Below are 12932 nucleotides of genomic sequence, written 5' to 3'. Positions count from 1 at the left end.
GGCCGACCGTGCGGCCCGAAAGGTTTTATCCGGCGTCAGGCGGACCTGACGCTCGATCCAATTAGCTGGCGACGATATTGACCAGTTTGCCCGGCACCACGATCACTTTGCGAATCGTCAGGCCATCGACGAAGCGCAGCACGTTTTCGTTGGCACGCGCGGCCGCTTCGACTTCTTCGCGGGTCGCGCTGGCCGGCATTTCAATCTGCCCGCGCAGTTTGCCGTTGACCTGAATCACCAGGGTCAGGCTGTCCTGCACCAGCGCGGATTCATCCACTGCCGGCCAGCCCGCGTCGATCACCGCACCCGCGTGACCGAGCTGATTCCACAGCTCGTGGCTGATGTGCGGAGTGATCGGCGCCAGTAGCAACGTGACGGCTTCGAGGCCTTCGTGGATCAGCGCGCGATCCTGTTCGGTGGCTTGTGCGGCTTTTTCCAGCACGTTCATCAATGTCATCACCTGAGCGATGGCGGTGTTGAATTTGTGGTTCTGGCCGACATCATGGCTGGCCTGCTTGATCGCCAGGTGAATCGCGCGGCGCACGGCTTTCTGCTCGTCGTTCAGGCTGGCGATGTCCAGTTTGCCCGGCAGGCCCTGAGTGACATGAGCCTGCGCCAGACGCCAGACGCGCTTGAGGAAGCGGTGCGAGCCTTCCACGCCGGAGTCGGACCATTCCGCGCTCATGTCAGGCGGCGAGGCGAACATCATGAACAGGCGGCAGGTGTCGGCGCCGAACTGGTCGATCATCGATTGTGGGTCAACGCCGTTGTTCTTCGACTTGGCCATTTTCTCGGTGCCACCGATTTCCACCGGCAGGCCGTCGGATTTCAGTCTGGCGCTGATGACCTTGGCTTTGCTGTCGCGCTCCAGTTCCACATCCGCCGGGTTGAACCAGGTGTAGGCACCGTTGGCTTCGCGACGGTAGTAGGTTTCGGCGATCACCATGCCCTGGGTCAGCAGGTTCTTGAACGGCTCGTTGGAGCTCACCAGCCCTTCGTCACGCATCAACTTGTGGAAGAAGCGCGCATAGAGCAGGTGCAGAATCGCGTGTTCGATGCCGCCGATGTACTGATCGACCGGCAGCCAGTGGTCGGCCGCGGATTTTTCCACCAGCCCACCGGTGAAGTGTGGTGAGGCGTAACGGGCGTAGTACCACGACGACTCGACGAAGGTGTCCATGGTGTCGGTTTCACGCTTGGCAGGCTGGCCGCATTTCGGGCAACTGCATTCGTAAAACTCGGGCATGCGCGCCAGTGGCGAACCGGCGCCGTCCGGCACCACGTCTTCGGGCAGGACTACCGGCAGTTGATCTTCCGGCACCGGCACGTCACCGCAGGTATCGCAGTGGATGATCGGGATCGGGCAGCCCCAGTAGCGTTGGCGGCTGATGCCCCAGTCGCGCAGGCGGAACTGGGTGCGCGAGGCGCCCAGTTGTTTCTTGATCAGGGCGACTTCCATGGCGTCGAACGCGCCGGCGAAATCGAGGCCGTCGAATTCACCGGAGTTGATCAGCGTACCGTGCTCGCCGTAGGCGTCTTGCCACGGGGCCGGGTTGCTTTCGCCGGAACTGGTGCGCACCACCGATTTCACCGGCAGGTTGTACTTGTGGGCAAATTCGAAATCGCGCTCGTCGTGTGCCGGTACGGCCATGACTGCGCCGTCGCCGTAGTGCATCAGCACATAGTTGGCGACCCACACCGGCAGTTTTTCGCCGGTCAGCGGGTGCTCGACGAACAGGCCGGTCGGCAGGCCTTTTTTCTCCTGCGTGGCAACGTCGGCTTCGGCGACGCTGCCGCCCTTGCACTCAGCGATGAACGCTTGCAGCTCAGGGTTGTTTTTTGCCGCCAGAGTGGCCAGCGGATGCTCGGCCGCCACGGCGACATAGGTCGCGCCCATCAGGGTGTCCGGACGGGTGGTGAAGACTTTCAGGGTGCCGGCTTCGCCGATCGAATCGACGTTGTACGGAAACTGCACTTCCATCCCGCGCGACTTGCCGATCCAGTTGCGCTGCATGGTCTTGACCTGTTCCGGCCAGCCATCCAGTTCATCGAGGCTTTCGAGCAGCTCATCGGCGTAGGCGGTGATCTTGAAGTAGTACATCGGGATTTCGCGCTTTTCGATCAGCGCGCCGGAACGCCAGCCGCGACCGTCGATCACCTGCTCGTTGGCGAGAACAGTCTGGTCGATCGGGTCCCAGTTGACGGTGCCGTTCTTGCGGTAGATCACGCCTTTTTCGAACAGGCGCGTGAACAGCCATTGTTCCCAGCGGTAGTAGTCAGGCTTGCAGGTGGTGACTTCGCGCGACCAGTCGACCGCCAGACCCAGGCTGCGCAGCTGGGTTTTCATGTAGGCGATGTTTTCGTAGGTCCATTTGGCCGGTGCGACGTTGTTCTTCATCGCGGCGTTTTCTGCCGGCATGCCGAACGCGTCCCAGCCCATCGGTTGCAGGACGTTCTTGCCGAGCATGCGCTGGTAGCGGGAAATCACGTCACCGATGGTGTAGTTGCGCACGTGCCCCATGTGTAGCTTGCCGCTGGGGTAAGGGAACATCGACAGGCAGTAGTAGGTTTCCTTGCCTGGCTGTTCACTGACTTCAAAGGACTTTTGCTCGTCCCAGAACGACTGGGCGGCGGCTTCGATCTCACGGGGTTGATATTGTTCGTGCATGGCTACTTTTTGTACTGGATAGGGGTGGCCTAATCCTCTTCGACGGCGACAGGCGGGGTGGCCCGGATGCGCTGGAAGTGGAATGACAGGAAGCGCCGTAGCATACATGACCGCGCTTGGCCTAGGGAAACCCTGATTCAGCAGTTTGGCCCGCCCGATTCGGAGCGAGGGCCGTTTGTCGCGGCGTGCCGCCGGTTTGTGCATCGAAGCTAAGCTCTAGGTGGGGAGTGAGTCTTATCTTCAATGAGGTGAGGGATGGTGGAGCAACGGCAGAAAAACGTGACGAAACCCGAGTTGTACGAAAGGTTGATCGATCGTCTGGGCATGGCCCTGGACGCTGTAAAAACCGCTGACCGGCTGCGCGATGAGCGCCCCCTGGAACTGGAATTGCGTGGCTTGAGTCCCGCCGAGTTCAAACTGGTCAAGGCTTATCTGGACCGCAGCGAGCGGGAAATGCAGGGGTGCCTGTCACAGGCAGTCAAGCAGCTCGATGCAGCACATTCGGCCAAGATCATCTGGCTCAAGGACCGGGCACCCGGCAAAGACACCGTCAAGGTTCGCTCGTCGCGGGCCAGGTAAACGCATGGCAGGTCAGGAAACGGATCTTTTTCAACGGGATCCGGCCTATTGGTTGTAACGCATCAGCAACACTCTTAGGCTTCGGGCATCTGTGGAGATGCCCGATGCCCTTTCGTTATCTGATCAAACAATTACTGTTGCCGCCCGGCATTCTCTTGCTGCTGTTGTTGGCCGCGTGGTGGCTGCGCCGTTCGCGGCCGCGCCTCGCTGGCCTTTGTTTCGCGCTCGGCCTGGGCGGCCTGTGGCTGATGAGCCTGCCGGTGGTCGTGCAGTGGGGCGCCAAGGCGCTGGAGCGCGAGCCGCCGCTGGCCCGCGAGGCGTGGACGACGCTGGCGCAGCGGGCCGATGCGATTGTCGTACTCGGTTCCGGTCGCGAGCGGGGCGATCTGGCGTGGGGTGAAGACCAGCCGACCGGTATCGGGCTCGAGCGCCAGCGCTACGCGGCACGTCTGGCCAAAGCCTCCGGGTTGCCGATCCTGACCAGCGGCGGCTTGCACTACGGTACGCCGCCGACCGAGGCGAAGTTGATGGCGGATTCGCTGCGCGATGATTTCGGCGTGGCAGTGCGCTGGCAGGAAGGCGAAAGCCGTACCACGTGGGAAAACGCCAAACTCAGCGCTGACATTCTGTTGCCGCAGGGGATCAATCGCGTGGTTGTGGTCACTCAGGCCTGGCACATGCCGCGGGCGGTGTGGAGCTTCAAACAAGCGGGATTCGAGGTGGTACCGGCGCCGGTCGGGTTTCTGGGTACAGATAACGCCCGGCCGTTTGGCGGCTGGCTGCCGGAGTTCAAATCAATCTGGCAGAGCGGGCAGTTGCTGAACGAGGCGGTGGGGCAGGTGGGGTATTCGTTGTTTTACCGAGGTGAGGCCAGCCCTGATTGACTGGCTGCTGCTGACATCCTCTTCGCGAGCAGGCTCGCTCCCACCTTGAAATGCATTCCAATGTGGAAGCGAGCCTGCTCGCGAAGCTTTCAAAGGGTTTTCGACATCCGGTTAGCCATCAATGCCCAGCCGAACAACAGCAGGCACAGCGCAATCAACGGCCATGAACGCCATTGCAGATACGGCGTCAGGTTGTGCATCGGCACCACGTCACCGTACAGCACGCCCTGTTCGAACTGCGGGATCTGCGCGGTGATCTGGCCGAACGGGTTGATCAGCCCCGTCACGCCATTGTTGGTGGCGCGAATCATCCAGCGCCCCGCCTCCAGTGCGCGCATCTGCGCCATCTGCAGATGTTGCAGCGGACCGATGGAGGTGCCGAACCAGGTATCGTTGCTGATCGTCAGCAGCAGATCGCTGCGCGCCGACAGCCCGGCCGCAAACTCCGGGTACACCACTTCGTAACAGATGAATGGCGCGATCTGGTAACCCTTGGCTTGCAACAGCGCCTGATCGGAAGGGCCACGGGCGAAGTCGGACATCGGCAGGTCGAAGAATGCGATCAGCCCGCGCAGGATGTCCTGCAACGGTACGTATTCGCCGAACGGCACCAGTTTCTGCTTCAGGTAAGTGCCATCGCCTTCGCCGACCACGGTGATGCCGTTGAAGAAACGTCTTTCCTTGTGCACGATCTGGCGGATCGGCACGCCGGTAATCAGCGCCGATTTACGCTCGGCGGCGAAGTTGCCCATCATGCTCAGGTATCCCTCGGCAGATTCCTTGAGCACCGGCACAGCGGTTTCCGGCCAGATCAGCAGGTCGACCGGTTTCGAGCGAAAGCTCAAGTCCCGGTACAGCGCCAGTTGCGCGTTGAGTTCAGCCGGGTCCCATTTCATGCTCTGTGCAACGTTGCCCTGAATCGCCGCGACGCTCAGCGGCGCGCCCGACGGACTGGTCCAGGCATGACCCTTGAGCGCGATCCCGGCCACCCATGGCCCGACCAGCAACACCAATCCAGCGGCCATAAAAGCTTTGCGACGAGTTTGCAGCAAACGCCGCGCGTTGTAGATCAGCGCGGCGGTCAGCGCCAGAACGAACGACACCAGCCACATGCCGCCGACCGGTGCGAGCCCGGCCAACGGGCCGTCGAGCTGGCTGTAACCGGAGTACAACCACGGGAAACCGGTGAGGAACCAGCCACGAAACGCTTCTTGCCCGACCCATAGCGCGGCAAACGCCAGGGCATCGGCCACTGGCGCTTCGTTGCGGCGCAACCAGCGCGCCCACAACCAGGCAGGCAATGCGAAGAACCAGGCAATCGCTGCGGTGAACAGCAGCATCAGGAATCCGGCGAGCAGCACTGAAGCGCCGCCAAAATGGTGAATGCTGTAGTAGATCCAGCTGGTGCCGGCGCCGAACAGGCCGAAACCGAAGCACCAGCCACGGCCCAGCGCCTGACGCGGACTTAGCTCGCGCAAACCGGCATAAAACAAGCCGACCGCCAGCAAAGCCAGCGGCCAGATGTTGAACGGCGCAAGCGCGAGGGTGGTGATTGCACCGGCCGCCACGGCCAGCAGGTTACCGGGCCAGCCGGGGCGGGTAGTCCAGCGCATTTCTTTCCTTAATGGTTACCGAGCGATTGGCGTCAGACGCAGCAAATGAATCCGACGGCTGTCGGCGTTCAGGATGCGGAAACGATAGGCGCCGATTTCAGTAATTTCGTTGCGTTTTGGCAAGTGGCCGAACGCGCTCATCACCAGACCGCCGACCGTGTCGAATTCGTCATCGGAGAACTCGCTGTCGAAGAACTCGTTGAAGTTCTCGATCGGCGTCAGCGCCTTGATCAGGAAGTCACCGCTGGGCAGCGGCTTGATGTAGCTGTCTTCTTCGACGTCGTGTTCGTCTTCGATATCGCCGACGATCTGTTCCAGCACGTCTTCGATCGTCACCAGACCGGCCACGCCGCCGTATTCGTCGATGACGATGGCCATGTGGTTGTGGTTGGCACGGAATTCACGCAGCAACACGTTCAGACGCTTGGACTCCGGCACGAAGGTGGCCGGGCGCAGCAGGTCCTTGATGTTGAAGCTGTCGCCGTTCTCCTTGAGGATCAGCGGCAGCAGATCCTTGGCCAGCAGCACGCCCATCACGTCGTCATGGCTTTCGCCGATGACCGGATAGCGCGAGTGGGCCGAGTCGACCACGGCAGGGAGAAATTCGCGGGGTGTCTGGGTTGCCTTGATGCTGATCATCTGCGAGCGCGGGACCATGATGTCGCGTACTTGCAGGTCAGCCACCTGAATGGCGCCTTCGACGATGGCCAGCGCTTCGCTGTCCAGCAGTTTGTTCTGATGTGCATCACGCAGCAGCTCGAGTAGCTCCTGACGGTTCTTCGGCTCGTGGGCAAAAGCCTGGGTGAGCTTACCCAGCCATGACTTCTGCCCGTTGCTCGATCGATCTTCGCTCATAGCGATTACTCTGAATCCTTTGTTGTAACAGTAGGGGATGGTTCGGTTTCGTCGTCCGCGTACGGATCGGGAAAGCCGAGTTCAGCAAGCAACTCGCGTTCCAGTGCTTCCATTTCTTCGGCTTCGTCATCTTCTATATGGTCGTAACCGAGCAGATGCAAGCAGCCGTGAATGACCAGATGTGCCCAGTGGGCGTTAAGTTCCTTGCCCTGTTCGGCGGCTTCGCGTTCAACCACGGCGACGCAGATCACCAGATCGCCGAGCAGCGGGATATCCAGCAGCTCGTCCGGGACATCGGCGGGGAACGACAGGACGTTGGTTGCATAGTCCTTGTGCCGCCAGGTGTGGTTGAGCTCGCGACCTTCGTCCTCGTCGACCAGACGAATGGTCATTTCCGAGTCAGCGGTGCGCTGGCGCAGGGCCAGTTCGCACCATTGGCGGAACTGGGCTTCACTCGGCGCCGACGCTTCGGTGGCGATTTGCAGATCGAGCTCAAGCATCGCGCGCGGCTTCCTTGGGTGCATCGGCGCGGCTTTCGAAGCGCTCGTAGGCTTCGACGATCCGCTGCACCAGAGGATGGCGCACCACGTCCTTGGGCTGGAAGTGCGTGAAGCTTATGCCCGGCACATCTTTGAGCACTTCGATCACATGATGCAGGCCGGACTTGGTGCCACGCGGCAGATCGACCTGGGTGATGTCCCCGGTGATGACCGCGGTGGAACCGAAGCCGATCCGCGTCAGGAACATCTTCATCTGTTCGACGGTGGTGTTCTGGCTTTCGTCGAGAATGATGAAGCTGTTGTTCAGCGTGCGACCGCGCATGTAAGCCAGCGGTGCCACTTCGATCACCTGACGTTCGATCAGCTTGGCCACGTATTCGAAACCGAGCATCTCGTACAGAGCGTCATAGAGCGGGCGCAGGTACGGGTCGATCTTCTGCGACAGGTCGCCGGGCAGGAAGCCGAGTTTTTCACCCGCTTCAACCGCCGGACGCACCAGCAGGATGCGGCGGATCTGCTCGCGTTCCAGCGCATCGACGGCGCAGGCCACGGCCAGATAGGTCTTGCCGGTACCGGCCGGGCCGATGCCGAAGTTGATGTCGTTGCCGAGGATTTCCTTCACGTAGCGCTGCTGATTCAAGCCGCGTGGGCGAATCATGCCTTTTTTCGTGCGCAACGCGACGGACGGTTCGGCGGGCGCGTGGTTGTCCAGTTGCTCGACAGCCGACTCCTGCAGGTACAGGTGAACCATGTCCGGCGACAGCTCGGTCGCCTTGGTTTCCCGGTACAGACGGCGCAGCAGGTTTTCCGCAGACGTGGTGAGCTTGGGGTCGCCGATCAGTTCGAATTGATTGCCGCGGTTGCGGATCTCGATGGCCAGGCGCTGTTCGATCAAGCGCAGATGCTCGTCGAATTGCCCGCACAGATTGGCGAAGCGGCGAGCCTCAAAGGGCTCGAGAATGAAACGATGTGGTTCGATGGGTGCGTTCAAGGTCGTATTTAGCCGCCCTGGGGCAATTGAGGTGAAATCAAGGATAACGCCAGAGGCGTGGGGGCGAAAGCTCTTAAATATCTCAGCTTCAATCAACATCCCTGTGGGAGCTGGCTTGCCAGCGATAGCGGTTCAGCAGGCGAATTGACTTTCCGACTGATGGCCCCATCGCTGGCAAGCCAGCTCCCACAGGTTCTCCAGTGCCGCTGATCTTGTTACTGGATTAGTGAGCCGCGCAACGAGTGCGGTTGAGCCGCGTCGATGTGCACGTCGGCGAACTGGCCGATCAAGGTTGGATTGTCGCAGCGGAAGTTGACGATACGATTATTCTCGGTGCGCCCCTGCAGTTCGCCGGGGTCTTTCTTCGAATAATCGGTCACCAGAATGCGCTGGATCGAACCGACCATTTGTCGGCTGATTTCGAACCCTTGCTGGTTCAGGCGATGTTGCAGCGCATTCAGACGTTCTTTTTTCAGCTCTTCCGGAGTGTCGTCAGCCAAGTCTGCGGCCGGGGTCCCGGGGCGCTGGCTGTAAACGAACGAGTAGGAAAAGTCGAAGCCGACATCGGCGATCAGCTTCATGGTCTGCTCGAAATCTTTCTCGGTCTCGCCGGGGAAGCCCACGATAAAGTCCGAGCTGATGCAGATTCCCGGCACCGCCGCGCGCAGTTTGCGCAGTTTGGATTTGTATTCCAGCGCGGTGTGGTTGCGCTTCATTGCCGCGAGAATCCGGTCGGAACCCGACTGCACCGGCAAATGCAGGTGCTTGACCAGCTCCGGCACCTCGGCGTGGGCCTGGATCAGGCTGTCGGAAAACTCCAGCGGGTGCGACGTGGTATAGCGAATGCGGTCGATGCCATCGACGGCCGCGACCACGCGGATCAGCTCGGCCAGATCGGCCATGCGCCCGTCATGGGTAGCGCCGCGGTAGCCGTTGACGTTCTGGCCCAGCAGGGTCACTTCACGCACGCCGTGTTCGGCCAGGTGAATGATCTCGGCGATCACGTCGTCGAATGGCCGGCTGACTTCTTCGCCACGGGTGTAAGGCACCACGCAGAACGTGCAGTACTTGCTGCAACCTTCCATTACCGAGACATAAGCGCTCGGGCCGTCGATGCGCGGCTCGGGCAAGTGGTCGAATTTTTCAATTTCCGGGAATGACACGTCGACCTGCGGCAGCTTGCTGCTGCGCGCGGCGTCGATCATTTCCGGCAGGCGGTGCAGGGTCTGCGGGCCGAAAACCACGTCGACATACGGTGCGCGGTCACGGATCGCCGCGCCTTCCTGGCTGGCGACGCAACCGCCGACCGCAATGACCATGTCCGGGTTGGCCAGCTTCAGTTCGCGCCAGCGCCCGAGCTGCGAGTACACCCGATCCTGGGCGCGCTCGCGGATCGAGCAGGTGTTGAGCAGAATCACGTCGGCGTCTTCCGCGCGAGCGGTGACTTCCAGGGCCTGATGTTCGCCCAGCAGATCGACCATGCGCGAGCTGTCGTACTCGTTCATCTGGCAACCGTGGGTTTCGATGTAAAGCTTCTTGGCCATGGATTAGTGTCGTCACGTGATTCGAAGAACCGCGCATTATAGGGAACAAGCCGTCAGGTTCCTACCGCTGTGCGTCCGGTGGCTATGCTATAGTTCGCGCCCCCATTTTTACCCCGATGTTATCCGCCCGCCATGACCAAACGCGAAGCTCCAATCTACAAGGTGATTTTCCTCAACCAGGGCCAGGTGTTCGAAATGTACGCCAAGCAGATCTATCAAAGTGATCTGTGGGGTTTCCTGGAAGTGGAAGAGTTCGTCTTTGGCGAGCGCACGCAAGTGGTCGTCGACCCGAGCGAAGAAAAGCTCAAGGCGCAATTCGAAGGCGTGGTGCGCAGCTTTGTGCCGATGCATTCGATCGTGCGCATCGACGAGGTTGAGCGTCTGGGTACACCGAAAATCAGCGAAGCCCGCGGCGCGGTCGGCAATGTCATGCCGTTCCCGATGCCGATGCCTGAGAAGTAACCCTCACGACCGCGTCGCGCCCTTCGCGAGCAAGCTCGCTGCCACAGCTGATCTTCGATGTGCAGGAGATCCCCCTGCAGGAGTGAGCCTGCTCGCGATGGGGCCAGAAAGATCGACGCGGAACTTAAGGAAGCGGTGAAAACGGCGTACGCCCATCGGCGCTCTGCAATTCCATCAGGTATTTGCGGAAGATCTGCCCGAGCACCTGGGTCGCGGTTTCAAGGTCTTCGCGGGACATGTTCTCCGAGACTTCATCGGCCGTGTCCAGCGCTTCTTCGGCACCGTTGACCGCCGCCATCTTCAGCACGATGTACGCCTGGATATTGTTGGCCTGGACGCCTTCGCCGTGGAAGAACATGGTGCCGAGCTTGAACTGTGCCTGAGCGTGGCCTTGCAGCGAGGCCTTCTCGAAATAGCTCAGGGCTTGATTGAGGTCGCGCGGCGCGTTCTTGCCGTCGTAGTAGAACTCACCCAACTCGTATTGTGCTTGCGCATCCCCTTCGTCCGCCGCTTTCTGGCAGGCGGCCAGTGCCTGCGTGACGTCTTGCGGCTGAGTATTGAGGGTGCAACGACCCATCGCCGGGATCAACAACGAGTTGCCGCCTGCTTGTGCATGCGCGAGCAGGGGCTGAAGGAGCAACAGGCAGCCCAATGCAAGGGTGCGGCCGGTGCGGTTCATGGGAATCGACTTACCTCTGAAGGGCGCGCGGACCCGTCGGGGGATCCAATAAGCGCGCATTATGAAATAAGCAGGGCCAACCTTACAAAGTCTTTACTCGTTTTTCTGCTGCGTGGGGGATTATATCGCCCACTTTCTACAAGATTTTTAGCAGCGGCGTGGGAAAAACGGCAGGGGTGTAGGTGAAAGCTGACGCTGGCGATAGCCAACGGCAGCGGTACGGCGGTTATTTCAGTGCGGCGAAGGCACGCTCGGCGGCGTCCAGCGTCAGTTGCAACTCGGCTTCGCCGTGGGCGATCGAAGTGAAACCGGCTTCGAAGGCGCTCGGAGCGAGGTACACGCCACCTTCGAGCATCAGGTGGAAGAAGCGCCCGAACAGTGCAGCGTCGCTGGCCATCACGTCGTCAAAGGTGACGATGTCGTCGGCGCCGCTGAAATACAGACCGAACATGCCGCCGGCCTGTGTCGTCACGAACGGAATGCCCGCGGCATCGGCGCGTTGTTGCAGACCGTCGAGCAGGCGCGTGGTGTAGTCGGTCAATTCGGCATGGAAACCCGGACGGCTGATCAGACGCAGGGTGGTCAGGCCAGCGGCCATCGCCAGCGGGTTACCCGACAGCGTACCGGCCTGGTACACCGGGCCCAGCGGCGCGATGCGTTCCATGATTGCGCGCTTGCCGCCGAAGCAGCCGACCGGCATGCCGCCGCCGATGATCTTGCCGAAGGTGGTCAGGTCCGGGGTGACGCCGTAGTACGCCTGCGCACCGCCGAGGGCGACGCGGAAACCGGTCATCACTTCGTCGAAAATCAGCACCACGCCGTGCTTGTCGCACAGCGAACGCAGACCTTCAAGGAAACCCGGAGCCGGTGGCACGCAGTTCATGTTGCCGGCGACCGGCTCGACGATGATGCAGGCGACGTCTTCACCGACTTCGGCAAGCATCTGCTCAACCGCTTCGATGTCGTTGAACGGCAGGGTCAGGGTGTGTTTGGCGAACGCCGCCGGCACACCGGCCGAACTCGGTACGCCTTGGGTCAGCGCGCCGGAACCGGCCTTGACCAGCAGGCTGTCGGAGTGGCCGTGGTAGCAACCTTCGAACTTGATGATGCTGTCGCGACCGGTGTAACCACGGGCCAGACGGATCGCGCTCATGGTCGCTTCGGTACCGGAGCTGACCATGCGCACCATGTCCATCGACGGCACCAGCGAGCAGACCAGATCGGCCATCTCGGTTTCCATCGCGGTCGGCGCGCCGTAGGACAAACCGTGTTGCAGCTGATTGCGCACAGCATCAAGTACGTCCGGATGGCTGTGGCCGAGAATCATCGGGCCCCACGAACCGACGTAATCGACATAACGCTTGTCATCTTCGTCGGTGACGTAAGCGCCTTCAGCGTGTTTGAAGAACAGCGGCGTACCGCCGACGCTTTTGAACGCGCGAACCGGCGAGTTGACGCCACCGGGAATGTGTTTCTGGGCATTGGCAAACAGGGTTTCGGAACGAGACATGATCGGGCTCTCAATCTTCAGGCTTTGAACAATTCATTGAACGCGCGGGCGCGGCGGGTCACTTCGGCGATGTTTTCAGCACCGAACAGGCCGTGGACCACCGCCAGCAGATCGACCCCATGGGCCACCAGTGGCGCGGCGTTGTCGAGGGTGATGCCGCCAATCGCGCAGACCGGCAGATGCAGTGTGCGTTTGGCTTCGTCGAGCAGGTCGAGGCTGCAACTCGGCGCGCCGGGTTTGGTGCTGGAGTTGAAGAAACGGCCGAAGGCGACGTAGCTTGCGCCTTCTTTGGCGGCTTGCCCGGCGAGGGCAAGCTGGTCGTGACAGGTCGAACCGATGATCGCTTTCGAACCGAGCAGGGCGCGGATCGGCGACAGCGGGCCGTCGGTCTGGCCCAGATGCACGCCGACATTGAGGCGCGCGGCCAGCTCGGCGTCGTCGTTGATGATCAGCTGCGTCTTGTAGCGCTCGCACAAATCGCGCAGCGCTTCGGCCTCGCGCAAGCGGCGGGCTTCGTCGCTGCTTTTGTCGCGGTATTGCAGCAGGGTGACGCCGCCTTCCAGCGCCGCCTCCACGTAAGACAGAAACTTGCCGGCCAGCAGTGTGCTGTCGGTAATGGCATACAGGCCACGTAGTTTCATCGGGCA

At 61.2% G+C, this 12932-nt stretch carries 12 protein-coding genes; 3 read left to right on the top strand and 9 right to left on the bottom strand.

Annotated features, from left to right (window positions below; translation table 11 throughout):
- Positions 1–61 precede the first annotated feature (61 nt).
- Positions 62–2668, bottom strand: a complete 2607-nt coding sequence (gene leuS / locus ACYYKW_RS00850; RefSeq protein ID WP_464989207.1) for a leucine--tRNA ligase — start codon at positions 2666–2668, stop codon at positions 62–64.
- Between the two features lie 255 nt (positions 2669–2923).
- Between leuS and ACYYKW_RS00845 the strand changes: the two genes are divergently transcribed.
- Both ACYYKW_RS00845 and ACYYKW_RS00840 read left to right on the top strand, forming a co-directional pair.
- Complete coding sequence (locus ACYYKW_RS00845; RefSeq protein ID WP_093098034.1) at positions 2924–3247, top strand: hypothetical protein; 324 nt, start codon at positions 2924–2926, stop codon at positions 3245–3247.
- Positions 3248–3351: 104 nt separating this feature from the next.
- Entirely contained in the window at positions 3352–4131 is a 780-nt protein-coding gene (locus ACYYKW_RS00840; protein WP_093098037.1) for a YdcF family protein, read from the top strand.
- Positions 4132–4220: 89 nt separating this feature from the next.
- Here ACYYKW_RS00840 and lnt read toward each other — a convergent pair whose 3' ends face one another.
- From lnt to miaB, 5 genes are all read right to left on the bottom strand, one after another.
- The gene (lnt, locus tag ACYYKW_RS00835) at positions 4221–5744 is read right to left on the bottom strand and encodes an apolipoprotein N-acyltransferase (RefSeq protein ID WP_464989206.1); all 1524 of its coding nucleotides are present in this window, start codon (positions 5742–5744) and stop codon (positions 4221–4223) included.
- A gap of 15 nt (positions 5745–5759) precedes the next feature.
- The gene (locus ACYYKW_RS00830) at positions 5760–6599 is read right to left on the bottom strand and encodes an HlyC/CorC family transporter (RefSeq protein WP_007909641.1); all 840 of its coding nucleotides are present in this window, start codon (positions 6597–6599) and stop codon (positions 5760–5762) included.
- 5 nt (positions 6600–6604) lie between these two features.
- The gene (gene ybeY, locus ACYYKW_RS00825) at positions 6605–7099 is read right to left on the bottom strand and encodes an rRNA maturation RNase YbeY (protein WP_203419606.1); all 495 of its coding nucleotides are present in this window, start codon (positions 7097–7099) and stop codon (positions 6605–6607) included.
- The gene (locus ACYYKW_RS00820; protein WP_464989205.1) at positions 7092–8090 is read right to left on the bottom strand and encodes a PhoH family protein; all 999 of its coding nucleotides are present in this window, start codon (positions 8088–8090) and stop codon (positions 7092–7094) included. Before ACYYKW_RS00820 ends, ybeY begins: the two co-directional genes overlap by 8 nt.
- A 215-nt stretch (positions 8091–8305) precedes the next feature.
- Positions 8306–9634, bottom strand: coding sequence for a tRNA (N6-isopentenyl adenosine(37)-C2)-methylthiotransferase MiaB (gene miaB, locus ACYYKW_RS00815; protein ID WP_090286583.1), 1329 nt, complete (start codon positions 9632–9634; stop codon positions 8306–8308).
- A gap of 132 nt (positions 9635–9766) precedes the next feature.
- Here miaB and ACYYKW_RS00810 point away from each other — a divergent pair, with 132 nt between their 5' ends.
- The gene (locus tag ACYYKW_RS00810; protein WP_003185742.1) at positions 9767–10096 is read left to right on the top strand and encodes a DUF1820 family protein; all 330 of its coding nucleotides are present in this window, start codon (positions 9767–9769) and stop codon (positions 10094–10096) included.
- Between the two features lie 124 nt (positions 10097–10220).
- Here ACYYKW_RS00810 and ACYYKW_RS00805 read toward each other — a convergent pair whose 3' ends face one another.
- The 3 genes from ACYYKW_RS00805 to thiE all read right to left on the bottom strand — a co-directional run bounded on the left by ACYYKW_RS00805 (position 10221) and on the right by thiE (position 12926).
- Entirely contained in the window at positions 10221–10775 is a 555-nt protein-coding gene (locus ACYYKW_RS00805; protein WP_093098052.1) for a tetratricopeptide repeat protein, read from the bottom strand.
- A 226-nt stretch (positions 10776–11001) separates the two neighbouring features.
- The gene (hemL, locus tag ACYYKW_RS00800) at positions 11002–12285 is read right to left on the bottom strand and encodes a glutamate-1-semialdehyde 2,1-aminomutase (protein ID WP_090286579.1); all 1284 of its coding nucleotides are present in this window, start codon (positions 12283–12285) and stop codon (positions 11002–11004) included.
- Between the two features lie 17 nt (positions 12286–12302).
- Complete coding sequence (gene thiE, locus ACYYKW_RS00795) at positions 12303–12926, bottom strand: thiamine phosphate synthase (RefSeq protein WP_464989204.1); 624 nt, start codon at positions 12924–12926, stop codon at positions 12303–12305.
- Between the last annotated feature and the right edge of the window lie 6 nt (positions 12927–12932).

The organism is Pseudomonas sp. 15C (genome assembly GCF_055484735.1).
The sequence above is the reverse complement of the archived record's forward strand: the minus strand, read 5'-3'. Positions and strand labels throughout refer to the sequence as shown.